This is a genomic window from Plantactinospora sonchi (assembly GCF_036422035.1).
Classification (GTDB): Bacteria; Actinomycetota; Actinomycetes; order Mycobacteriales; family Micromonosporaceae; genus Plantactinospora; species Plantactinospora sonchi.
Genome location: NZ_JAZGQK010000020.1, coordinates 63,525 through 86,051, shown reverse-complemented (window position 1 = coordinate 86,051; position 22,527 = coordinate 63,525). Strand labels below are relative to the sequence as shown.

At 73.7% G+C, this 22,527-nt stretch carries 24 protein-coding genes; 8 read left to right on the top strand and 16 right to left on the bottom strand.

The genetic code is table 11. The features are described from left to right. Positions 1-64: 64 nt before the first annotated feature. The 4 genes from V1633_RS22940 to V1633_RS22925 all read left to right on the top strand — a co-directional run bounded on the left by V1633_RS22940 (position 65) and on the right by V1633_RS22925 (position 3,351). Positions 65-706, top strand: coding sequence for a DNA-binding response regulator (locus tag V1633_RS22940; RefSeq protein WP_331216455.1), 642 nt, complete (start codon positions 65-67; stop codon positions 704-706). Between the two features lie 161 nt (positions 707-867). Beyond that, positions 868-1,524: a response regulator transcription factor gene (locus V1633_RS22935; protein ID WP_331216454.1), complete on the top strand. Its 657-nt coding sequence runs from the start codon at positions 868-870 to the stop codon at positions 1,522-1,524. A gap of 13 nt (positions 1,525-1,537) precedes the next feature. Continuing rightward, entirely contained in the window at positions 1,538-2,200 is a 663-nt protein-coding gene (locus V1633_RS22930) for a sensor histidine kinase (protein WP_331216453.1), read from the top strand. Next, positions 2,197-3,351, top strand: a complete 1,155-nt coding sequence (locus V1633_RS22925; protein ID WP_331216452.1) for a S8 family serine peptidase — start codon at positions 2,197-2,199, stop codon at positions 3,349-3,351. Before V1633_RS22930 ends, V1633_RS22925 begins: the two co-directional genes overlap by 4 nt. A gap of 64 nt (positions 3,352-3,415) precedes the next feature. Here the strand turns inward: V1633_RS22925 and V1633_RS22920 are convergent, their stop codons facing one another. From V1633_RS22920 to eccCa, 7 genes are all read right to left on the bottom strand, one after another. Next, the gene (locus V1633_RS22920) at positions 3,416-4,159 is read right to left on the bottom strand and encodes a hypothetical protein (RefSeq protein ID WP_331216451.1); all 744 of its coding nucleotides are present in this window, start codon (positions 4,157-4,159) and stop codon (positions 3,416-3,418) included. A 77-nt stretch (positions 4,160-4,236) separates the two neighbouring features. Beyond that, the gene (locus V1633_RS22915; protein WP_331216450.1) at positions 4,237-4,362 is read right to left on the bottom strand and encodes a hypothetical protein; all 126 of its coding nucleotides are present in this window, start codon (positions 4,360-4,362) and stop codon (positions 4,237-4,239) included. Positions 4,363-4,521: 159 nt separating this feature from the next. Further along, entirely contained in the window at positions 4,522-5,709 is a 1,188-nt protein-coding gene (locus V1633_RS22910; RefSeq protein ID WP_331216449.1) for a WXG100 family type VII secretion target, read from the bottom strand. Between the two features lie 5 nt (positions 5,710-5,714). Further along, positions 5,715-6,098, bottom strand: a complete 384-nt coding sequence (locus tag V1633_RS22905) for a hypothetical protein (RefSeq protein WP_331216448.1) — start codon at positions 6,096-6,098, stop codon at positions 5,715-5,717. Positions 6,099-6,152: 54 nt separating this feature from the next. Further along, positions 6,153-6,503, bottom strand: a complete 351-nt coding sequence (locus V1633_RS22900) for a hypothetical protein (RefSeq protein WP_331216447.1) — start codon at positions 6,501-6,503, stop codon at positions 6,153-6,155. Positions 6,504-6,530: 27 nt separating this feature from the next. Continuing rightward, positions 6,531-6,884 (bottom strand): WXG100 family type VII secretion target, encoded by a 354-nt coding sequence (locus V1633_RS22895; protein WP_331216446.1) that lies wholly within the window; start codon positions 6,882-6,884, stop codon positions 6,531-6,533. An 89-nt stretch (positions 6,885-6,973) separates the two neighbouring features. Beyond that, entirely contained in the window at positions 6,974-10,963 is a 3,990-nt protein-coding gene (gene eccCa / locus V1633_RS22890) for a type VII secretion protein EccCa (RefSeq protein WP_331216445.1), read from the bottom strand. A gap of 102 nt (positions 10,964-11,065) precedes the next feature. Here eccCa and V1633_RS22885 point away from each other — a divergent pair, with 102 nt between their 5' ends. Genes V1633_RS22885 through eccD form a run of 3 tightly spaced genes read left to right on the top strand, consistent with a single transcriptional unit; the run spans position 11,066 to position 13,418 of the window. Beyond that, positions 11,066-11,668, top strand: a complete 603-nt coding sequence (locus V1633_RS22885) for a hypothetical protein (RefSeq protein WP_331216444.1) — start codon at positions 11,066-11,068, stop codon at positions 11,666-11,668. Between the two features lie 17 nt (positions 11,669-11,685). Beyond that, positions 11,686-12,030, top strand: a complete 345-nt coding sequence (locus tag V1633_RS22880; RefSeq protein WP_331216443.1) for a YbaB/EbfC family nucleoid-associated protein — start codon at positions 11,686-11,688, stop codon at positions 12,028-12,030. Continuing rightward, a complete protein-coding gene (gene eccD / locus V1633_RS22875) occupies positions 12,027-13,418 on the top strand; it encodes a type VII secretion integral membrane protein EccD (protein WP_331216442.1) in 1,392 nt (463 codons plus the stop codon). The genes V1633_RS22880 and eccD overlap by 4 nt, the downstream gene beginning before the upstream one ends. Here the strand turns inward: eccD and V1633_RS22870 are convergent. The 3 genes from V1633_RS22870 to V1633_RS22860 are packed head-to-tail and all read right to left on the bottom strand — an operon-like array spanning position 13,388 to position 15,682. Continuing rightward, positions 13,388-14,521, bottom strand: coding sequence for a glycosyltransferase family 9 protein (locus V1633_RS22870; protein ID WP_331216441.1), 1,134 nt, complete (start codon positions 14,519-14,521; stop codon positions 13,388-13,390). The genes eccD and V1633_RS22870 overlap by 31 nt on opposite strands. 22 nt (positions 14,522-14,543) lie before the next feature. Continuing rightward, a complete protein-coding gene (locus V1633_RS22865) occupies positions 14,544-15,128 on the bottom strand; it encodes an Hsp20/alpha crystallin family protein (protein ID WP_331216440.1) in 585 nt (194 codons plus the stop codon). Positions 15,129-15,175: 47 nt separating this feature from the next. Further along, on the bottom strand, positions 15,176-15,682 hold the full coding sequence (locus V1633_RS22860) for a DUF2231 domain-containing protein (protein WP_331216532.1): 507 nt from the start codon (positions 15,680-15,682) through the stop codon (positions 15,176-15,178). A gap of 378 nt (positions 15,683-16,060) precedes the next feature. On the opposite strand from V1633_RS22860, the gene V1633_RS22855 reads away from it, so the two are divergent. After that, positions 16,061-16,393 (top strand): hypothetical protein, encoded by a 333-nt coding sequence (locus tag V1633_RS22855; protein ID WP_331216439.1) that lies wholly within the window; start codon positions 16,061-16,063, stop codon positions 16,391-16,393. Between the two features lie 46 nt (positions 16,394-16,439). On the opposite strand, the gene V1633_RS22850 is transcribed toward V1633_RS22855, so the two are convergent. The 6 genes from V1633_RS22850 to V1633_RS22825 form a co-directional block, all read right to left on the bottom strand. Then, entirely contained in the window at positions 16,440-17,573 is a 1,134-nt protein-coding gene (locus tag V1633_RS22850; RefSeq protein WP_331216438.1) for a sialidase family protein, read from the bottom strand. Beyond that, positions 17,573-18,076, bottom strand: coding sequence for an RNA polymerase sigma factor (locus tag V1633_RS22845; protein WP_331216437.1), 504 nt, complete (start codon positions 18,074-18,076; stop codon positions 17,573-17,575). Before V1633_RS22845 ends, V1633_RS22850 begins: the two co-directional genes overlap by 1 nt. A gap of 71 nt (positions 18,077-18,147) precedes the next feature. After that, the gene (locus V1633_RS22840) at positions 18,148-19,215 is read right to left on the bottom strand and encodes a suppressor of fused domain protein (protein ID WP_331216436.1); all 1,068 of its coding nucleotides are present in this window, start codon (positions 19,213-19,215) and stop codon (positions 18,148-18,150) included. A 197-nt stretch (positions 19,216-19,412) separates the two neighbouring features. Then, positions 19,413-20,054 carry a S26 family signal peptidase gene (locus V1633_RS22835; protein WP_331216435.1) on the bottom strand — a complete coding sequence of 214 codons (642 nt, stop codon included), beginning with the start codon at positions 20,052-20,054 and terminating at the stop codon, positions 19,413-19,415. Then, positions 20,051-21,961, bottom strand: coding sequence for an ABC transporter ATP-binding protein (locus V1633_RS22830; RefSeq protein WP_331216434.1), 1,911 nt, complete (start codon positions 21,959-21,961; stop codon positions 20,051-20,053). Before V1633_RS22830 ends, V1633_RS22835 begins: the two co-directional genes overlap by 4 nt. Then, entirely contained in the window at positions 21,958-22,500 is a 543-nt protein-coding gene (locus V1633_RS22825; protein WP_331216433.1) for a TlpA family protein disulfide reductase, read from the bottom strand. The genes V1633_RS22830 and V1633_RS22825 overlap by 4 nt, the downstream gene beginning before the upstream one ends. Positions 22,501-22,527: the final 27 nt, after the last annotated feature.

The following is a 22,527-nucleotide window of genomic DNA, read 5'->3' as shown; positions in this document are numbered from 1 at the left end:
GCGAGGTCACCAGCCAACTCAGCAGCCCGGGTCACGACGACGACGAGCGCAGCGAGGAGGAGACGTGACCTCTGTTGTGGTCGTCGACGACCATCCCGTGGTGATCGCCGGGGTCCGGGCCTGGTGCGCCCTGGCCGAGCCGCCGATCGAGGTGCTCGACGCCGGGCCGACGGTGGCCGCCGCCTGGCTGCCGCCGGGCAGCGACGCCGACGTGGTGGTCTTCGACCTGCAACTCGATCTCACCGGTCCGGCGTACGGCGACCTCAAGCGGCTGGTCGACGCCGGGCGCCAGGTGGTCGTCTACAGCATGCGGGCCGACCGGGACACCGTGTTGAACTGCCTCGACATCGGCGCGTTCACCTACCTGACCAAGGCCGAGGGCGAGGACCACCTGGTCACCGCGGTACAGGCGGCGGCGACCCACACGCCGTACCTGCCGCCGATGCTCTCCGGCGCGTTCGGCACCGACACCCGGCCCGACCGGCCGCGACTGTCGCCCCGGGAGACCGAGGTGCTGTTGGAGTGGTTCCGCTGCGAGTCCAAGGAGATGGTCGCCAAACGGCTCGGCCTGACCGTACGCCGGGTCAACGCCTGCCTGGAACGGGCCCGGGTGAAGTACGCGAACGTCGGCCGGTCGGCGCCGACCAAGGCGGCGTTGGTCGCCCGGGCCATCCAGGACGGCCTGGTCCGGGCCGACGAACTCTGACCCCGGTCCCGTGCACCGGACGTGTGGTGGACGAACGACCATCACCACCGGGATCGAACGGTCGCTACCGTCGGTCTGTCGGGCCGACGCCACGCATCTTCCGGGCGACCGGGCGTGGCCGCCCGACACTGTGCCGGTCCTGATCGGGGAGGAGCACGGGGGTGGCGGCAGCAGACATCACGGTCGGGATCGTCGAGGACCATCCGCTCTACCGGGCGGCGGTCGCCGGGCTGATCACCGAGGCGGCGGATCTCCGGCTCTGTGTGGTGGCCGGCTCGGTCGCGGAGTTCGTCACCACCCGGCGGTGCCCGGACTGCGTCGTCCTGCTGGATCCGGGCCTGCCCGGGGTGCGGGGCGCGGCGGCGGTCCGGACGGTGGCCGGCCTCGGCCACCGGGTCCTGGTGCTCTCCGCCGAGGTGGACCGGACCGAGGTACGGGCGACGATGGCCGCCGGAGCGGCGGGCTACCTGTGCAAGAGCGCCGACGCCGAGGAGATCCTCCGGGCCGTCCGGCAGGTCGCCGCCGGACACCGGTACGCCTCGCCGGCCGTGGCGCCGCTCGGGCTCGACAGCCGGGGCGGTGCCGGCGGGCACCCCGACCTGTCCGACCGGGAGATGGACGTGCTGTCCTGGCTGGCCGCCGGCGAGCGGGACGAGGACATCGCCCGGACTTTGCGGATCAGTGTCCGGACCGTGCGGTCCTACCTGGACCGGATCCGGGACAAGACCGGGCTGCGCCGCCGGTCCGCCCTGACCCGGTACGCCATCGAGCACGGGGTGACCGCCTGCGGCCGGCCCGACGACCGGCTCTCCGCCTGACCGGCGGCCGGCGATGACCCTCGGGGCGGGCGGCATCGGGTTGGCTGCCGCTGCCGTCGTCGGCCTGGCCCTGGTCGCCGCCGGCCTCGGCCACCGCGCCGGGGTACGCCGCGAACGCGCGGCGCTCCGCCGGCACCTGCACGACACCGTGCTGCCGGCCCTGGACTCGTTCGCGTTGGCCGGTGCGGCCGACCCGGCCACCGCCACGGACCGGCTCGCCGCGCTGCGCCGGGCGGCCCGGGCCGAGGCCGCCGCGCTGCGTCGTGGCCTCGCCGACCCGGGCGGCTGGAGAGCCGCCGGCCCGCTGGACCGGGAACTCCGGGCGCTCGTCGACGAACTGGCCCGGACCGGACTGCGTACCGAGTTGGTGATCGTGGACCGTCCCGCGTCACTTCCGGCCCGGCGGCGCGCCGCGCTCCGGGACGCCACCCGGGAGGCGCTGCGGAACACGGTGCGACACAGTGGCAGTCGGCGGGCGACGGTCCGGGTGGAGCGACGGGACGGCGGGATCGCGGTGGTGACCCGGGACGAGGGTGTCGGCTTCGACCCGCTGGCCCGGCGCGGCTTCGGGATCAGCGAGTCGATCGTGGCCCGGATGGCGGAGGTCGGCGGGCGGGCCGACATCGAGTCCCGGGCCGGCTGGGGTACCCGGGTCGCGGTCTGGGTGCCCCGATGAGGACGGACCGGTTCCCGCTCGCCTCGGCGACCGTACTCGGGCTGCTGGCGCCGCTGGCCGCACCCGCCGTACCGGTCGACGCGGCGGCGCGGTGTGCCACTCCGGCCGGGGTCTACCAGGACGCCGTCGGTTGGGCACAACGGCTCACCGACCCGAGCCGGGTCTGGCCGTTGACCGACGGCGCCGGGCAACTCGTCGCGGTGCTCGGCACCGGAATCGACGTGGACAATCCGCAGTTCGGGTCGGAACAGGTGGTCGCCGGCTCGGACCGTACCGACTGCGACGGGCGGGGCACCTTCGCCGCCGGCATCGTCGGTGCCCGACCCGATCCGGCCACCACCTTCGCCGGGGTGGCTCCGGGGGCCCGGCTCCTGGCGCTGCGCTACACCGGGACGACCGACGGGGGCGCCGGTGCCGCCGACGGGCCGGACCCGGACGTACTCGCCGACGCGGTCCGTCGGGCGACGGAGGCCGGCGCCGGGGTGATCCTGGTGGTCGTACCGGCGGCCCGGAGCAGTCGGGCGCTGGCGGACGCGGTCCGGGACGCGCTCGCCGACGACATCGTGGTCGTCGCCCCGGCGGTCGCCGACCGGCCGGGGCTGCGGTCGTACCCGACCGCCCTGCCCGGGGTGCTCGGGGTCGGCGCGCACGACCAGGCCGGCGCGGCGGTGCAGGACGAGGCCGGCGAGCACGTCACCCTCGCGGCGCCGGGCGGGGACCTGGTCAGCACCGCGGCCGGCGGGAAGGGCCGGGTCGGCCAACGTTGGGGGGTCAGCGATCCGGCGTACGCCGCCGCGTACGTCGCCGGGACGGTGGCGCTGGTCCGGGCGTACCGGCCGGGCCTCTCCCCGGCTCAGGTGCGGGACCGGCTCACCGCCACCGCGAACCGGCCACCGAACGGCCGGGATCCCCGGCTGGGCTGGGGTGTGCTGGACGTGGCGGCGGCGGTGACCGCCGAACTGCCGCCGGCGGCGGTCGGTCAGGCCGCCGCTGTCCCGGGCTCGGTGACGCCCGCCGCCGGACCGGAACGGCCGCCGGCCCGCCCCCGGCTGCCCGGGGTGCTCGCCCTGCTCGGCCTGGCCGGCGCGGTCCTGGCCGGACTGACCGCGACCGTGGTCGGGCGGGGCCGGGCCCGGGGCTGGCGGCGCTGACCCGGGACACCGCCTCCGGCGGCGTCCCGCAGGTCCGACGAAATCGAGGTCGGCGCCGCCCCCGTCAGGGCCGGCGCGGGAAGATCGTCTCGATGCCCTGCTGACGCAGCTCGTAGGGAAGTTCCCGGACCCACTCGGCCCGGGACAGCAGCAGTAGCTGGTACCGCGTGTCGGCGCCCATCATCGCGCCGGCGTCGCTGCCCCGGGGCGAGTTCCAGAACTCCGTCTCCCGCTCGGCCAGCGCCCGGAGGTTCTCGTTGGTCGGCGGCTGGCTCAGCAGCTCCCGGACCTCCTGGTCGTAGTGGTCGCCGATCTGGCCGGCCGCCACGTTGCCCACCGCCCACATCACCTTGTCGAGCATGTTGCGGGCGACCGCCGCGCTGCTGATCGGATTCTTCGCCTCGATCTCGTTCAGCACCGCCATCGCCTTGTCCCGCTGGCCCTCCGGCCACCGCTGCCCCGCCTCAACGACCTGCTGACCCTGTTCCTGCTGCTGCCGGGCGTGGTTGTCGTCGAGCTGCTGGTTGCGGTCCGCGGTCGCGGTGACGTGCCCGGTGATCCGGTCCAGTTCGGTCGCGGCCAACTGGAGCTGGCGGGCACTCTCGGCGATGGTGCCGGCGTGCGCCGTGGCCGCCTGGCCGGAACCCGCCAGCCGCCCGAGCCACTCCGCGGGCACCTGGGTGGCGAGCAGCACCCTGTGCACCTCGCGCAGCGCCGCGGCCTGCGGCGGCAGTGCCTGCGCGGCCGCCGCCCGCAGGACGGCGAACTCCACCTGGACAACCTGCCCACCGGACGCGTCGACAGCCATTGCGCTACCTCCGTGTGTGTAAGGAAGGGCCCCGTCCTATCGTTTTCTGTCGTAGTGGGGCCCCTTGTTAACCACGATCAGCGGCCCGGGCGGATCGGGGTCGCCGGCACCGGCCCGTCCCCGGTGTTGATGTTGTAGATGCTCAGCCACGAGTCCGAGTACGCCTCGAGCAGGCCGGTGTGCGCGAGCTGCCCGGTCAGCACCTCGCCGGCGGCGTTCCGGCCACTCGGTATCTGGATGACTCCCTCGCCGCCAGCCCCAGTTCGGCGGACCGCACCTGGAAGACCTGCCCGCCCGCACCCTCGATACTCATCGCCCACCTCCGGTTCGAACCGGTTCCTCGATCTGCTGCCGGTGTCCGGCTAGTACGGGAAGTCCACCGGCCGGTACGTCTCCTCCGGCGGGTCCTCGCCGAGCACCGGTGGGGTGATCACCGCCGACTCGCCCCAGACGTCCTCGGTCTCGGTCAGCCACGGTGGCACCCGTCGGGCGCCCGCGTCCCCGCCGGTCGGGGCGAACGGCATCATCGGCATCATCGGCATCATTCCGGCGCCCAGCCCGGCCACCCCGGCGGCGCCGGTCGCGGCCGTACGCAGCCCGGCCGCCGCTGCCGCCGTACCGGCACCGGCGAACCCGCCGTGTGCGGCCGGCACCGGTGCCGACGCGCCGCCACCCCCGCCGCCCGGAACCCCGCCCCCGCCTCCGACGCCGCCGAGGCCCCGAACCGGTCCGGCCGAACCGGCCCCGGACGGCGGCGCGGCGGTGTCCGTCTGGCCGCCGCCCTCCTTCTTCTTCGCCCAGCCCGGTACGGTCGGCGTGGCCCGGGCACCGAGCCGTCCGGCGGCGGCCGCCGCCGCGGCCGCGACCCCGGCGGTGAACATCGCCCCGAAGACGGGCCTGCCGCCGCCCGGTTCGCCGGCCGCCTCTGCCGGGCCGCCCGGCACCGGCTCGTCCTCGGAGGACTCCGCGCCGCCCTCCGGCGGCACCGGGATCCGGTCGCCGGCGGCCACGTACTCGACGGCGAGGGCGTTCATCACCGCCACCGCCTTGGCGTGCGCGGTGTCGGCGGCCCGGGCCGCCTGCTCGTACCGGTGCAGTTCGGTGGCCGCGTCGGTCTGGCGCTGGCGCAGTTCGGCGACCTCCCGCACGGAGGCGAACGAGTCCGGGCGCAACGGGGTGGTGGCCAGTACCACCGTCACGGCGGAGACCGCCGGCACCTCGACCGGCGGCGGCATCTGGGCCTTGGCCCGCTTCAGCGCGTCGCCGACGTCGTACGCGACGTCGCGCATGGCGAACGCGGCGTCGCCGATCCGCCGCAGTCCGGCGCTCAGGTCGGCAATCATCGTCTGGTACTGCTCGGCGGCACCGCCCTGCCACTGCCGGCGGAACCGGGCGAGTCTGTGTTCGAGGTTGTTCGCCTGCTCGTGCAGCCGGGCGCCGACCCCGTCCCAGGAGTCCGCCACGGCACGCGCGGTCGCCTCGTCACCGTGGTGCAGCATCTGGTAGAGCTGCCCGTGGCTGTACGGCGTGAAGTCGGTCCGGGGGCGCATGCCGGTCAGACCTGTCCGTGCCCGGCGGGCGGTCCGGTGAGGCCGGCGATGATCCCGCCCACCCCCGGGATCACGCCGCCGACGGCGTGCACGGCGCCGGACACCCCGGCGTCGTACCGCTGGTAGGCGTCGTTGACCATCACGGTCACCTCTTTGGCGAAGTCGATCGCGTCCCGCGCCTGGCTGACCAGGTGGTGCAGGTCGGCGACCGCGACGCCGTGGTGCTGGCCGAGGGACTGTGCCTCGCCGAAGGCGCCGAGCCGCAGTTCCCGCTCGGTCAGCGCGTCGAGCTGACCGAGCGGCTGCACCATGCCGGCGAGCTGGGTGGCCAGTTCCTCGGCGAATTCCGTCAGCGAGCGCAGGTCCACCGCGAAGGAGTCGGCGGCCATCTCTTCCCCTCGTGTCGTAGGCGCCCACACCCGAACCGGGTCACGTGGCGTGGCTCAGCGACCCGTCCCACCGGCGGCCACCCCGGGTATCCGCTGGCCGAGGGCGCGGTCCAGCACCGCCGCCTGGGCGGCCGCGTTCTGCAGTACGCCGCCGAGGCTCGCGATGATCTCGCTCATCTCGGCGAGCGTGCCGCGCAGGGCCTCCTCGGCCATCTGCGCCTCCAGTCCCGACGCGCTGCCCGAGAGGTACCAGGTCTCCCGGACCGGCTGCAACGCGGTGTGCAGCGCCTGAAGTGCCTCGTCGATCGCCTTCGAGTAGGTGAACATGCTGCCGCCTGCGGCGTTGACCGCCTCGAAGCGCATCGCCACGGTGCCGGCCGACGGCACCCCGCCCTGCGTCGTCATCTCGTTCCGTCCTTTCGAACCGGCGGGTCAGTTGTTGAGCCCGCTGATGATCGGGCTCTGCACCGAGAGCTGCGCCACCCGCATGATGTCGCCCTGCTGGGTGTTGGAGAGCGCGTCGTGCTCGTTCATGACCTTGTTGAACGCCTCGCCGATCGCGGTGAGCTGCGTCTGGGCCCGCATGATCCGCTCGTTCAGCGCCTGGTAGCTCGTGTCGAAGGCGAGCCGGGCGGCACCGTTGAAATTCTGCGCGGACCCGACCAGGCCGGTCAGGTCGGCGCTGAGCCGGCCCATCAGGCCCCGGATGTTCGTCGCCGTCTCGTCGAACCTGGCGGCGGTGGTCGTGATCACCGCCTGGTCGAGATGGAAACCCTGGTTAGCCATCGATGCTCCTCCTCGTCGTACGCCAGGCTAGGGACAACCGGAGCGCCGCCCCACGGCACTTTTACCCACACCTGGGTGACCCGGCCGGGCTACTCGGCCGGTGGCGCCCAGCCGACCTGGACGGTCATCGGCCCGGACCGGCGCCGGACCAGCACTCCCCGGCCGGGCGGCTGCGGTCCGGGCCGTACGTCACCGAGCAGCGGGCCCTCGTCGCGGCTGCCGGACATCACCAGTCCCGGCGAGCCGAGTTCCCGCATCCGTTGCACGACCGGGTCGAACATCGCCCGGGACGCGCCGCCGCTGCCCCGGGCGACGACCAGGTGCAGGCCGATGTCGCGGGCGTGCGGCAGGTACTCCAGCAGCGGGCCCAGCGGGTGGTTGAGCCGTCCCGGCACCGCGACCAGTTCGTAGTCGTCGACGATCAGGAACAGTTCCCGCCCCGTCCACCAGTCCCGGCGGCGCAGCCGCTCCGGCGTGACGTCCGGGCCCGGCATTCGCTGCCCCATCGCGGTGGCGACGTCCCGGACCATCTCCTCCAGGACCGGTTCCGAGCCGGCGTAGCCGAGCAGGTGGTCCGGGCCGACGACGTCGAGCAGCCCGCGCCGGTAGTCGACCAGGATGATCCGGGCCTCGGCCGGGGTGTAGCGCCGGGTGACGCCGTACGCGATCGCCCGGAGCAGGGCCGTCTTGCCGCTCTCGACGTCGGCGAAGGCCAGGAAGTGCGGTTCGGTGTCGAAGTCGAGGCTGACCGGGGCCAGGTCCGCCTCGGCGAGACCGAGCGGGACCGCCCGCCCCGGTGCCGCGTACGCCGGTTCGAGGTGTCCGACCGGCACCAGGCGGGGCAGCAGTCGTACCGGTGGGGCCGGCGGGTGGGGCCAGGCCTCGATGACCCGGCCGACCAGTTCCCGGGTGCCGGCGCCGAGCGTGCCGGCCCTCGGGTCGCCGTCGATCCGAGGCAGCGCGGAGAGCAGGTGCAGCCCCTCCGGGGTGATGCCACGCCCCGGCCGGTCGGCCGGCACGTTCTGCGCGGCACGCCGGTGCAGCATCGAGTCGCCCGGCTCGCCGAGCCGCAGCTCCACCCGGGTACCGAGGCTGTCGCGCAGCGGTGCGGGCAGGTTCAGCCACCAGGTGGTGGCCACCACCACGTGGATGCCGAACCCGAGTCCCCGGGTGGCCAGCCGGACGATCTGGCTTTCGAGGTGTTCGTACTCCTGACGCACCGTGGCCCAGTCGTCGATGACCAGGAAGACGTCGCCGAACTCGCGGCCGTCGGTGCTCTCGGTGAACTCGGCACGCCGCTGCCGGAAGGTGGCGGCCGAGTCGACGTTGTGTTCGGCGAAGAACTGCTCCCGCTGGCTGAGCAGGGTGCCGACCTCGGCGACCATCCGGCGGCACCGTTCGGCGTCCCGGCGTACCGCGTGGCCGCTGACGTGCGGCAGGCCGGCCACCGGGCCGAGCGCGCCGCCACCCAGATCCAGTAGGAAGAACTGCACCTCAGCCGGGGTGTGGGTGAGCGCCAGCGCGCCGACCAGGCCGCGCAGCAGGGTGCTCTTGCCGCTCTGCGGGGCACCGATCAGCAGGACGTTGCCGCCCGCCCCGGCCAGGTCGATCCAGAGTGGATCGCGGCGCTGCTCGAACGGCTTGTCGACGATCCCGACCGGCACCACCAGCCCGCCGTTGCCGGCCCAGCCGACCGGGCAGAACCCCCGCCGCGGGTCGACGCCCAGCGGCGGCAGCAACCGGTCGAGGGTCGGCGGTTCGTCCAGCGGCGGCAGCCAGATCTGGTGTGCGGCCGGGCCGGCCCCGCCGAGCCGGGACAGCATCGCCGCCATCGCGGTCTCGCCGGTGCCGACCGGGGTCGGTGAGACCGGCGCCCCGACCGGTACCGGCGGTACGGGCGGTGCCACCGACGCGACCCGGACCAGGGTGAACGGCAGCACCTGGCGACCGGGTACGGCGGTCGGCACCGGGCCGCTGACCCGGGGCGGCAGTTCGCCGGAGACGTACGCGCTCTTGAACCGCTGCAACGTGTCGGTGTCGGTCTTCAGGTACGCCGAGCCGGGCACCGCCGGCAGGTGGTACGCGTCGGGTGCGCCGAGCACCGCCCGGCTCTCCGAGGCGGAGAAGGTACGCAGCCCGATCCGGTACGACAGGTGTGCCTCCAGCCCGCGCAGCCGGCCCTCCTCCAGGCGTTGCGAGGCGAGCAGCAGGTGTACGGCGAGGCTGCGGCCGAGCCGGCCGATCTGCACGAACAGGTCGATGAACTCGGGCCGGCTGGTGAGCAGTTCGCTGAATTCGTCGATGATCACCAACAGCACCGGCAGTGGCGGCAGGTCGGTACCGGTCTCCCGGGCCCGCTGGTAGTCCCGGACCGAGGCGAAGTTGCCGGCGGAGCGGAGCAGTTCCTGCCGGCGGACCAGTTCCCCGTTGATCGCGTCGGCCATCCGGTCGACCAGGGCCAGGTCGTCGGAGAGGTTGGTGATCACCGCGCAGGTGTGTGGCAGTTCGGTCATCCCGGCGAAGGTCGCGCCGCCCTTGAAGTCGATCAGCGCGAGGTTCAGGGTCTCCGAGGAGTGGGTCACCGCCAGCCCGGTGACCAGGGTGCGCAGCAGTTCGCTCTTGCCCGAGCCGGTGGCCCCGATGACCAGCCCGTGCGGCCCCATCCCGCCCTCGGCCGACTCCTTCAGGTCGAGTTCGACGGGCCGGCCGTACGGGTCGAGGCCGAGCGGCACCCGCAGTCGGTCCCGGGGTGGCCGGGGGCGCCAGGTGAACGCCGGGTCGGTGTCGCGCGGGTCGCCGAGCCCGAGCAGTACGGCCAGCCCGAAGGTGCTGCTCAGCGGGGTTTCCGGGGCCGGGGCGGCGCTGTGGTAGCGGGGTGCCTGCGCCCTGGCCAGGGCCTCGGCGCCGGCCTGGTCGAGTCGGTCCGGCCGACCGAGGAAGCTCAGTCGCGGCCCGGCGGCGGACTCGACCAGCCTGCCGAGCTTCTCGCCGGCCAGGTGCAGCAGGAGCGCGTCCGGGGTCGGCTCGGCCGGTGGCGCGTCGACGATCTCGACGAGGGTGACGCCGTGCAGGCCGGTGTCCGGGGCGAGCCGGATGGTGCCGGCGGTCCGCCCGGCGTCGATGACGACCAGCAGGTGCGGCAGGTCGGAGCCCATTCCCGGCTGCCGGGTGAAGGGTGCCCGGGTGCCGAGGTCGGCGCCGAACCGTTCGGCGAGTTCGTCGAGGTCGGCGGCGATCAGCCGGATGGGCCCGACCGCGTCGCTGTCGGTGCCGTGCTGCGCGTGCGGCAGCCACTTGACCCAGTCCCAGTCGACGAGCCGGTCCGCCGCGAGGCAGAGCCCGATCCGGAGGTCGGCCGGGGAGTGCAGCGTCGTCGCCTGGGCGAGCAGCGCCCGGACCAGGTCGAGGGTCCGGGCCCGGGGGCCGCTGACGCCGAGCCGGGCGAAGCCGCGCAGCGAGATCGCCACCGGCAGTTCGGGCACGGTCGAGTAGGCGCGGATGAAGTGCCGCAGCGCGGTGGAGGAGACCGGGTCGAGGTCCTCCAGCGGTACGGTCTGCGGGGAGCGCAGCGGGGTGGCCAGCCGTTGCGGCCCGACACCGAGCCGTACCTGACCGAAGTCCGGGTCGGAGCGGCGCCGTTCCCACAGCCGGGGCGTGTCGACGAGGGTCCAGAGGTCGGTGGGGTCCAGGTGGCCGAAGCCGAGCGCGGCGCGCTGCCGCTCGGCCACGTCGTGCACCTTGCGGCGGAGCCCGGTGAGATAGCGCTGGTAGTCCCGGCGTTCCTCGTTGATCTTCGCCTTGGTGGCCTGCCGGCCGCCGGCCAGCGCCATCACGATCATGCCGACCATCACCACCGCGAACAGCCCGCCGAACAGGAACGTCATCGGACCGCCGGCCCGTCCTATGTAGACGAACGACATGGCGCCCATGCCCAGCATCATCGGCACCATGAACAGCAGCTGCATCATCGCCTGCGGACTGCCCCTGACCAGGCCGGGCGGGGACTCCAGGACGATCTCGCCGCCCGGCGGTTCCGGGGCGGCCACCCGGCGGACGGCCGGTGGGGACGGGTAACTCACCCTCGCAGTCTGCTGGCGAGCCGGGCGGCTCGTGGTGGGTAATTTTGCCGTCGGCCGTACCCCCGGATCGTCGCTACGCTCGCCGGAAACGGAGGCGGGGCGATGGACACAGGTCAGGTGACGGCGATTATCCAGGCCGGGTTCCTGTTGCTGGCCGAGGCGACCAGGGACGTGACGGGCGACCCCGGCGCGCTGCGGGCCCGGGCGGCCGAGTGCGCCCGGTGCGCCGGCCAGCTGGACACCGCGGCCGGCGACACCCGCCGGACCGTGCGGCAGTTGGGACAGACCTGGCTCGGGCAGGCGTACGAGCGGACCGACCAGGACACCACGAACCTGAACAACCTGCTGGTCAACGTCCTGAGGGTGGCGCTGGAACAGGAGAGCCGACGGTTGGACAGCGCGGCGACCGCGTTGACCCAGGCCACCAACACGGTCGAACAGCAACGGCAGAGTTTCGCCCAGCAGGCCAACAGCGTCATCCAGACGATGGCCCAGGAGCTGGCCCGGGCCCGGGCCATGCCGTCACCGTGGAACAAGATCATGATGGTGCTGGCGATCCTGAAGGCGGTCCAGGCGGCCCTCTCCGCGAAGCAGTCCGCCCAGTCCGCGTCGGACGCGACCCGCAACCAGCTCAGCAACACCCTGGCCACGCTCTTCGCGACCAGTGCGACGTCGTCCGGCCAGTTGACCACGGCCGGCCGCTGAGTTCCGGAGGTGCACGGATGAACGGAACACCGGCCGACGACGGCCTGCCGGCCGAGATCGCGGCGAGCCTGGCGCAGTTGGAGCGGCAGCGGCAGGAGGCCGAGCGGATCCGGCAGGCGGTGGACCAACTGTCGGTCCGGGGCAGTTCCCGGGGCAACGAGGTGGTGGTGACGGTACGCGGCACCGGCCGGGTCACCGAGGTCTCGATCGACCCGGCGACGCTGCGTCGGTACGGCGCGCACGAGGTCGGGGCGCTGGTCGCCGAGGCGGTCAACAACGCCCAGGACCGGCTGGCCAAGGCGACCGAGGAACGGTTCGCGCCGCTGATCGCCGCCGCCGACCGGCTGGTCTCGTCGGTGTGACCGGCTCACCGACCGCGCCGGTCTCCGGGTTGCGCCGGGTCACCGTGGTCGCCCCCCGGGCCCGGATGGACGTCGGGCTGCCGGTGCACTGCACACTCGCCGAACTGATCCCGCAGCTCGTCCGGCTGGCCGGGGCCGGCGCGCAGCCGGGGCCGGACGGCACCGGTTGGGCGTTGTCCCGGATCGGCGGGCCGCCGCTCTCCCCCGGGCTGACCGTCGCCGCCGCCTCCCTCAGCGACGGCGAGGTCCTGCAGCTGAGCACCCGGCCGGCGTACCAGACGCCGCTGCTCTTTGACGACGTGGTGGACGCGATCGCCAGCGCCGCCCGGACCCGGCGCGGCGCCTGGCGGCCCCGGGTCGGCCGCCGGCTCGGCCTGGCCACCGCCGCGGTGCTCTTCACCGGCGCGACGGCGCTGCTCCTCGCCGGGCTCGCCGGAACGCCGCAGACCCCGATCGCCGCCGGGGTGGTGGCGGTGGCGCTGTTGCTCGCCGGCGGCGCGCTCGCCCGGGCGTACGGGGACGTCGGGGCGGCGGGCGCGTGTGCCGCCGCCGGCACCGTCACCGCGTTCGCCGTCGGGGCGACCGCGTTGCCGCCACACGCGGGGTGGCCGCCCGGCCCCGGTACGCTCGCGCTCGGGCTGGCGGCGGTGACCTGCTACGCGGCGCTGACGGTGGCGGTGGTGCACCGGCAGCCGTGGTTCGTCGGCATGCTCGTCGCCACCGGGGCGGGTGCCCTGGTCTGCACCACGGTGCTGCTGCTCGACGTACCTCCGCCGGACGTCGCGGCGGTCGCGGTCACCCTGCTGACCGCGCTCACCGCCGCCGCGCCGATGGTCGCGCTGCGGCTGGCCCGGCTGCCGCTGCCGAACGTGCCGGAGGACATGGACTCGTTCCGCGCCGACGAGCGCCCGGCGCTCGGCTCGGAGGTGCTCGACGCCACCTCGGCGGCGGCCGGCCTGCTGACCGCCCTGGTCGGCGGCCTGGGGGTGGCGGTGGCCGGCTGCGCCGTGGTGCTGCTGGGTGCCGGACCGGGCTGGTCGGCGCTGCTGGTCGGGCTGGTCGGCGTCGCCTGGCTGCTCCGCTCCCGGGCGTACGCGGGCGCCGCGCAGCGGGTCTGCATGGTGGTCGTCGGGCTGGTCGTGCTGGCCGGGCTCGGCTGGCGGCTGCCGTCACTGCTGGACGGCGCCTGGCTGTTCGCCGGCGCGGCGGTGGTCGCCTCGGCCGGGGCGCTCTGCCTGGTCTACGCCGACCGGGTGGTTCGGCGCCTGAACTCCCCGTTCCACGCCCGCTGGCTGGACGTCCTCGAGTACGTCGTACTGGTCTCGCTGCTCCCGGTGGCGGGCGCGGCGACCGGGGTCTACGACGCGGTACGGGACGCGGTCGGCTGACGGGTCCGCCCGGTGTCCCGGATCAGGTCCGTCACCGCCTCCACCACCTCCACCACCGGTACGTCGGTGACGAACGAGCTGCGGTGCGGGCAGGTCCCGCCGCCGGAGCGGGCCGGGTAGATGTCCCGGGAGCAGTCGATCCCGCACTCCGGGCAGTGGATGGTCCACGAGGCGATCGGGCGGTGCCGGGCACGCAGCGGCACCGCGCAGTTGATCAGGTTGCCGACCCAGAAGACGCCGACGGTCGGGGTGTCGATCGCGGCGGCCACGTGCACCGGCCCGGTGTCGTTGGCGACCACGACCTGGCAGTCGCGGTAGCAGCCGATCAGTCCGCCCAGCGACAGCTCGCCGACCACCGGCCGCAGCGGCAGCCGGGCCGCCGCCACCACCCGCTCGACCACGTCCCGCTCCTCGGGGGTGCCGGTGACCAGCACCTCGTATCCCTGGTCGGTCAGGTGGTCGGCGACCTCGGCGAAACGTTCCGGCGGCCAGCGCCGTCGCGGGTCGCTGGCGCCCGGGTGCAGGGCGGCCCGGGGCCGGTCCGGTTCGCCGAGCACCGCCCGGGCCTCGGCCAGGTCCGTGTCGGTGACCGCGAGCCGGGGGACCAGCCCGGTCGGGCTGGCGCCGACGAGGCTGACCACCTCCAGGTAGCGGGTGATCTCCGGCTGGTAGTAGACGTACCGCAGCCAGCGGTCCAGCGGTGGGGCGTCCTCGGCCCGCAGACCTGCGGTGACCCGGGCGCCGAGCCCGGTGACCAGCGGGTTCGAGTTGGCCCCGCCGCCGTGCATCTGGATGGCCAGGTCGAACCGTTCCCGCCGGGCGTCGGCGAGGAACCGGTCCATCGAGTCCGGTTCCTCGTCCGGGCCGGCGGTCCGGATGCCGGGTGCCGGCGGCACCACCAGCACCCGGTCGACCGGTCCGGGCCGGTCCCGGAGCAGCCGTTCGTGCCAGGGCGCGCCGAGCAGCACCAGTTCGGCGGCCGGGTAGCAGGCCCGCAGCGCGTCCAGGGCCGGCAACGCGAAGATGAAGTCGCCGAGCGCGTTGGCCCGGAGTACGGCGATCCGCTCGACGTCGCCGACGAGGTCACGTACCTTGCCGATCATCGGGCGGGCACCCGTCGGCCGGTCAACCGGTGAACCGGGGCGCGGGGGTGCCGGCGGCGGTGTTCGGGTGGTGCAGTTCCCGGTCGGCGGCCGGGTCGACCACGGTGGACGGGGTGCCGGGACCGGTCGTACCCCGGCCGCGCCGGCCCGGGTCGTAGCTCCGACTGCCGATGGTGATCGTCCGGCGTCCCGGCCGGGGCGCCCGGGGCAGGGTGACGGTGAGCAGCCCGTGGTCCATGACCGCGTCGATCTGGTCGGCGTCGACCGGCTCCGGCAGCCGCACCCGGTGCTCGAAGGAGCGGGTACGCGAGCCCTCGGCGTCGATCCCGAGGTCGGCGTTGACCTCGGCCTCGGAGCGGGCCCGGACGCAGAGTTCCCGGTCGTCGAGTTCCAGCGCCACCTCCTCCGGGGCCACCCCGGGCAGTCGGGCGATCACCGTCCAGCCGTCGTCGGCGGAGCGCAGTTCGATGTCGGAACCGCCGCCCCGGCCGGCCAGCGCGGAGTCGATCAGACGGCTCAGCTCCGTCCGGAGCGTCTGCAGCCGGTCCATCGGATCCCAGCCCCGGTCCGTTCCACCCCGCACCGATTCACGTCCTGGCTCAGCCATGCGCCGTGTTACCTCCTCGTCCGGTCGTCGTCGGTCGGCCGGGTCGTTCAGCGGATGTCGCCGAGGTGTCCGTCGGCCGGGTGGGGTCGCAGCGAGCTGGAGGCGTTCAGGTCGGCGTCCGGGTCCACCCCGACGCCGAGCCGGTCGACGAGTTCCCCGCCGAACCAGGCGCCGAGCGCGGCACCGGCGATCGCCACCACCTCGATGGCGACCAGGGCTCCGCCGGCGGCCCGGTTGTCGGCGGCCATCCGTACCGCCCAGATCGCCGCGAACAGCAGCAGCACGGCCAGGTTGATGGAGGCGTGCGCGACGCCGACCCGCTTGGCCCGGGTACCGGTGGGCACCGCCAGCAGGTCCACCGCGCCGGCAACCGCGGCGAGGACGCCGCCGATCAGCCCGACCAGGATGTTCCAGTACGCCAGCTCACCGAGGAAACCCGGTCCACCGGCCACGTCGATCACGTCGAAGATCACCGCAGCCACGAAGAGCGCGATCGGGAACATCACCAACATCGGATGCACCGGGTGCCCCAGCACCTTGGCTCGGCTCTCCATCATGGTCGTCTCCCAGGTTCGGCGGATGCCCCACCGCCCGACTTCTCGTCCGGTCGGCGTCCGCGCTCTGACACTGTGGGAGGCGGTACCCGATTTGTCCGCCGGCAAACCTCCACCACCGGTCGACGGGCCGACGCGCCCACAGGTTGCCCGCCAGGTGGGCGTGTCGGGCCCCAGCCCGGTCGGCGTGTCGGTCACCGGTCGGCGTGTCGCTCAGCCGGCGAGCGGAGCAGAGTTCGCTGCCCCTCGGGTGGACCGCCTCGACCGCCCCCGGTGTCCAGCCTCCCAGCCGGAGGTCCAGGTCACCGCGACGTTGCCCGACAAGCGGGCGTCCCGCACGTCCTTGACGGCGATCGCCGGGTTGCTGATCATTGCTCGGTGGCGGCTCGACGGTGGCGGGCGCGGCTCGGCTGGACAGGCTGGCGCCGCGAGCTGGGTTGGTTACTGATCCTCTCCGGTGCCGCCCTGCTGGTGCTGACGTACGGTCGGCTCGCCGGTGCGGCGATGCCGGTACCCGCCGCCACCGAGCAGATGTCCGCCGAGTGGGATGCGGAGTTGTACGAGGCGGCACTGATCACACTGCTCGGCGTACCGCTCGGACTGCTGGTCCTCGGCATCGGCGTCTGGCTCAACCTCCGGGGCCGACGTGGCGCCCGGAGCCGACGCGGCACCACCCGGCGGGTGGTCCGCTCCGTCCGCCGCCGGAGGTGACGCCGCGCCGGGGGTCGGACCGGCGGTCGTCGACGCGGATCGCCGGTCAGCCCTGGCGGGGCCTCGCCACGGTCCAGTTGCCGTCGACACTCGTCGCCGTACGGCCCTCGCCCGCCACCCAGAGCAGACCGTCGAGTTCGCCGAAGTCCGGCGTCCCGGAGACGGAGATCGCCTCCCCCTGCTGGAACGTCCGGCCGCCGTCGTTGCTGCGCCACAGCACGAAGTCGCGGTCTTCGGTTCGCCACTCGCAGAGCAGCAGATAACCGCCGTAGGTCACGGTGCCGACGACCACGTCCGCCCATGGCGCGTCGTTGCTGGTCCAGCTTTGGCCGCCGTCGTCCGTCCGGTAGAGCAGCGACCGCCCGGCGCGGCTGCCCAGCAGGTACGCCTCCCGCCCGCTGGCCGGAACCAGGATCGGATTGTTGTCGAGCACCGGCAGTCTGGCGGTCGGCAGCCAACTGCGACCGCCGTCGTCGCTGCGGACCACCGCCGCCTGGGCGGTCGGATGGACCGCCTCCGGGGCGCCGTGCGGCGCCCACCCCCACAGCACGCCGTCCGGTGCCCGCCGGATCGACCAGAACCCGAGCAGCGGGAGCGGCGGGCCGATCCGGTAGATCGCCCCGGTGACCGGATCGACGAACTGGCCGGCCTGGTCGCCGCGGGGGATGGCGCCCAGCGGCAGCACCGCCACGTCGGCGATCTTCTCGGCCTGCTTCTCCCAGTTCTCGCCGGCGTCCCGGGTCAGGTACCGCACCCCCTGGACCACCGCGACGTACAGGTCGGGGCCGAGCAGTTCGTAGGAGGTGGTCGTCGGGGTGCCGCAGGTCCGCCACCGGACCGGCCCCCGGTACGACGACCAGGTGTCACCCGAGTTCCGGGTGATGCTGAACTGGACCGCGCACTGGTTGTACCGCACGGTGACCACGGTCTTCCGGGCCAGTACGGCGCTGGCGACGAGTGGCCCCGCACCGGCGGCCGGCGAGTGGGACGGGAGGTTCCACCAGGTCCGGACCAGCGGCACGGCGGTCAGGGTCATGAACATCGCGACGCCGAGCGCGGTGACGGAGACGGCGGCCCGACGGCGGCGTACCCGACGGCCCGCCCGTTCGGCCAGGTCGGCCAGCGGTGGCTGGACGACAGTCTCGGCGACCGTGGCCGCGTCGAACGGGTACCTCGGCATCACTTCCTCCCGGCGCCCACGAGTTCGGCTGGTTCGGCGAGGAGAGCGGCGAGCGCGGTACGCCCACGGGACAGCCGCGACTTGACGGTGCCCACCGAGACCTCCAGGGTCCGGGCGACCTCCTCGACAGGCAGGTCCACCAGGTAGTGCAGGGCGATCGCGTGGCGTTGCCCGGCGGGCAGTTGCCGGAGCGCGGCCATCAGCGCGACGTGTTCGGAGGAGAATTCCGGTACCACCGGAGGCGGACCGACCCGACGTAACAACCGGTCCAAGGTCCGTCGCCGTCGGTAGCGGGTGTGGGCGAGGTTGAGGGCGACCCGGCGCAGCCACGACTCCGGGTTCTCCAGCTGGTCGAAGCGCCCGGGCGCGCTCAACGCCCGGACGAACGCCTCCTGCACCACCTCCTGCGCCTCGTTCAGATCCCCGGTGACGGCGTACAGATGGACGATCAGCCGCCGGAAGCTCGCGGCGTACACCTCGGCAATCGTGTTCGGCTCCCCCACCCACTGCCCCTCTCCTCGCCCTCTTCCACTATCGAGGGCCGTCGAAGGTTCCCCGGGCCGCCGCGACGAATTCAGCCGATCTCGGCGACGACGTTGCCCTCCTGGTCACGGATCCGGGACATGACGATCTCGACGACCAGTTCCGGGGCGCTCGCCAACCGGTACGTCCCGGCCACCGGCCGCAGCACGTCGGTCAGCTCGGCGAGCACCGCCGGCGGAACGTCGAGCGCGACGAGCCCGTCCCCGGTGTCGGTGACGGCGAACCGGTCCCCGGGGCGGAAGCTGACGGCACTGTCCCGCGACTGGAGGATCACCCCACGGTCGAACGGCAACCGGGCGGCCAGCACCCGACTGATCCGGTCCGCCGCGTTCGCCCCGACCTTCACCGTGGTGGTCGCCGGTTCCCCTGGCCGGTCGCCCGGCTCCGTACGCCAGCCGGCCTCCTCGACAAAGAGCGAGCCGGTGGAGGAGCCGTCCCGACGTACGCCTTCGGCGATCGCGGCGGCGACACCGGGCCGGTCAGTGAGGTCGCCCCGGGCGAGGTCGGTGACGAGCAGCGGCAGGTCCGGGGTCATCGCGGCGAGCAGCTTCTGGGCGTCCCAGCGTTCGATCGCCGCGTACTCGTCGAGGGTGAGCCCGACCACCTGGAGGAACCGCAACTGCCCGTGCGGGGTGTCGATGACGCCGAGCTCGGGGTCGGTGTCGAAGGCCGCCGCGCGGATCAGGGTGTCCAGCCGCTCGGTCGAGATGGGCCCGTTCAGGTTGAGGTGGTGCCCGGGCCCGAACGGGTTGCCGGAGTTGAAGACGTACCGGCCGAGGTTCTGCAGGAAGTTCGCCGCCCAGAGCGGCGGCTCGTTCTCGTCGGCCGTCCGGGCGATCCGGAAGGTGAACTCGAAGCCCCAGCCCGACTCTTCCGGGTTGTCGGTTTCCTTGGAGTACAGCTCCGACATCCCGTAGCTGACGAGATGCCAGTGGTCGGGACGCGGGTAGAAGCTGATGCCGTCGAGCGGGTCGGGACCACCCAGCATCCACTTGTGGACCGTCCCGTAGTGCTGCGGTTCGACGCCGGGGTAGAGCCGCTCCAGCGCGGCGTCGATGGCGTCCCAGCCGGCAGCGTTGTCGTCGTCATCATCGGTCATGACCGGTGACTGTAGGCCACGGTTACGACGTCGTCCGCCCTCGACAACCGGCCACCGACCGGGCCTCCACCCGGCCAGGATCCCGGTCGGTCGGGTGGGCGATCTCGGAGGTCGCCGGTTGTCGCGACGCCTCGACACCGGCCCACTCCGGCCCCGTCGACCACGATCGGGGCGTCGACGTCGTCCCGCCCGGGGCGTCACCGTCCGTTCAGCACCGCGCCCAGCACGCGTTCGGCCGGGAAGTACCCGAGCTGCCGGGAGTCGTAGCTCACCTCGGCGTTGTCCCCGAGCAGGACCACCTTGCCGGGAGGCACGCGATCCTCGGGAACGTCCGCCAGGGCCGCGGCCCGGTCGCGTGGGACCGGGTCCCCGGGTACGGCGACGACGCGCTTGATCAGCCACCTCCGGCCGGAGACCGCGAGCGCGCCGGCGGTGGGGTCCAGCGGTGCGGTGGTCCACTGCCCCGACACCGGAATCTGCTCCGCCACCACCACCTGCCCCCGGGCGAGCCGGACCCGGCGGCGGACCAGCACCCGGTCGCCGTGCTGGTAGGTGGGTTGCATGCTGGCCCCGCGCACGGTCACCGCGACCACCCGGCGACCGAGGAGGGCGGAGCCGGACAGGCCGACTCCGCACAGCAGCGCCAACCCGCCGCAGATCGCCGCCCAGCCGGCCGCTCCGGCACCCAGGAAGGCGAACGTTCCGACGCCGAGCGCCGCGCCGACGGCCAGCACGGCGGCCCGACCGAGCAGCGCCCGGTGGCGCCGACTCCGGGCCGCGGCCGGCGCCGACACGACCACGGTGCGGGCTGACCCGGCGGGCGTGGACCGGCCGGTCACCGCACACCCTCGGTCAATGCCGGCGACCGGTCCGTCTCGGGCTGGTAGCCGGCGGCCTGCAGGGCGAACAGGTGTGCGTAGTCGCCGCCGGCGGCGACCAGCGTACGGTGGTCGCCCTGCTCGACCACCCGCCCGCCGGCGAGTACGACGATCTGGTCGGCGTCGCGGACCGCGCCGAGCCGGTGCGAGATCAGCAGGCTGGTCTGCCCACCCCGGTGTGCGGTGAGCGAGGCGTGGATCCGGTGTTCGGCCTCGGCGTCCATGCCCGAGGAGGGCTCGTCGAGGATCATCAGGTCGCGCCGGTCCCGCAGGAACGCCCGGGCCAGCGCCAGCCGCTGCCACTGCCCGCCGGAGAGCACCACACCGGTTTCCGGGTTCTGCCTGTCGTCTTCGGAGAAGAACAGCCGGGACAGCAGCGTGTCGTACCCGTGGGGCAGCCCGGACAACGTGTCGTCGATCCCGGCCTGTTCAGCGGCCGCCCGGATCCGCCGCCGGTCGTCGAGCGACTCCAGGTCACCCAACGCGATGTTCTCCGCCGCCGTCATGTCGTACTCCATGTAGTCCTGGAACACCGCGCCGATCCGTACGCGCAGTTCGGCGACGTCGAACTCCCGGATGTCCACCCCGTCCCACAGGATCGCGCCCCGGGTCGGGTCGTAGAGCCGGCACAACAGCTTCACCAGGGTCGACTTGCCCGCGCCGTTGCGGCCGACGAGGGCGAGCGCCTGACCGTGTGGGATGTGCAGGTCGACTCCCCGCAGCGCCCACTCGTGCCTGGTGGAGTAGCGGAACCAGACGTCCCGTACCTCGATCCCGGTCCGCAGCGGCGGAACCTTCCGCGGCGCGGCCGCCAGCGGCAGGTCCGGCCCGGCCGCGGTGACGGCGACATAGTGGTCGAACATCGACAGCGCCTGGTGGGTACGGGCGATGTCGCCGGCGAGCGTGGTCAGGGCTCCCTGCACCCCGGCGACGGCGGCGGCGAACATCATGATGTCGCCGACCGCGAGCCGGCCCTGGTGTGCGGAGCTGACCGCCCAGAGCAGCCCGCCGCCGGAGACCGTGGCGGCCAGCAGACCCAGGCCGGCCTGCACCCTGACCTGTTGCCGGTCCATCGCCCGCTTGGCGACGTCGGCGACCCGGCGGTTGGCCAGCATCCGGTCTCGGAGGAACGCCCCGATGCCGAACAGCCGGACCTCCTTGGCCGCCTCGACCGTCGACAGCAGCCCGCTGTAGAAGAACTCCCGTCGCTCGGCCGGGCCGATCTCCCAGATCATCCGTGCCCGCCTGCGGGAGAGCGCCAGCTGCGCGGCCAGCGTGGGCAGCCCGGCCAGCACCACCAGCCCGGTCATCACCGGGCTGAGCAGGAACAGGGAGCCCAGGAATCCGATGATGGTGAACCCGGTCCGTCCGATACCCAGCACGCCGTCCACCGCCCGGCACGGGTACGGGGACATCCCGCCCGGTTGCTGCGCCAGCCGTAGCCGGTCCAGGAAGTGCGGATTCTCGAATCGCACCAACCCGATGAACCGGTCCACGGCGGTGAACAGACGCTCCTGGGCGGCCAGCCCCACCGCCCGGTCCACCTCCGTGGACAGGTACTGCGTGACGTGTGCGGTCACCGCGACGAGCAGACCGGCCAGGGCCAGCCCCGCGGCGTGGGTGAGCAGTGTGCCCAGTGCGACCCCGGCCACCAGGCCGTCGACGACCAGCTTGGTCAGCCAGGCGATCACCACAGGCAGCGCCCCCGCCGCCAGCGTCAGTACCGCGTACGGCAGCGCCGTCCACGGTGCTCCCCTGACGACGAGGGAGCCCGCGAGCATGATCCGCCGTACCGCCGCCGGGAGGCCACCGGTACGCGTCCCGGGCGCTGCCGCGGCGTCGTCCGGCGTCGCGACGGGCGGGCTCATACGGCGACGGCCGGCCGGTTCAGATCCACCCGGTTGTCGGTCACGACCGGCCGCCCGTCGCCGTCCGGCGCGACCATCAGCACCGACGGCAGGGCCTGGATCCGGAAGGCGGCACCCACCGGGCCGTCCGCGGTCTCGACCACGACCCGGGCCACCGGGGTCAGGGCGGCGACGAACTCGGCGGTCGACTCGGCACTACCGACAGCGGTGGCCAGCACCCGGTCCCGTCCGCCGGGCATCGCCCTGGCGTACTCCACGAACTTCGGCAGCCGCTCCTGACACGGTTTGCAGCCGGGCGAGAAGAACCCGACAAGCGTTTCGCCGGTCAGCGAGTCACGACCGACGAGATCACCTTCGACGGTGGGCACGGCGAACTCACCGACCTGCTCACCGACGGCGATGCCGGCACTGTCCATCGTGTTCTGCCTGGAGAGGATCTCGGTGTGTTCCCGCAGCCGCTTGATCACACCGACCGTGAGGATCAGGTCCAGTACGCAGAGCACGCCCACGAACACCACGATCGCGGCCAGTACAGCCATTTGGTCCACCTCTTCTCGTCCTGCCAC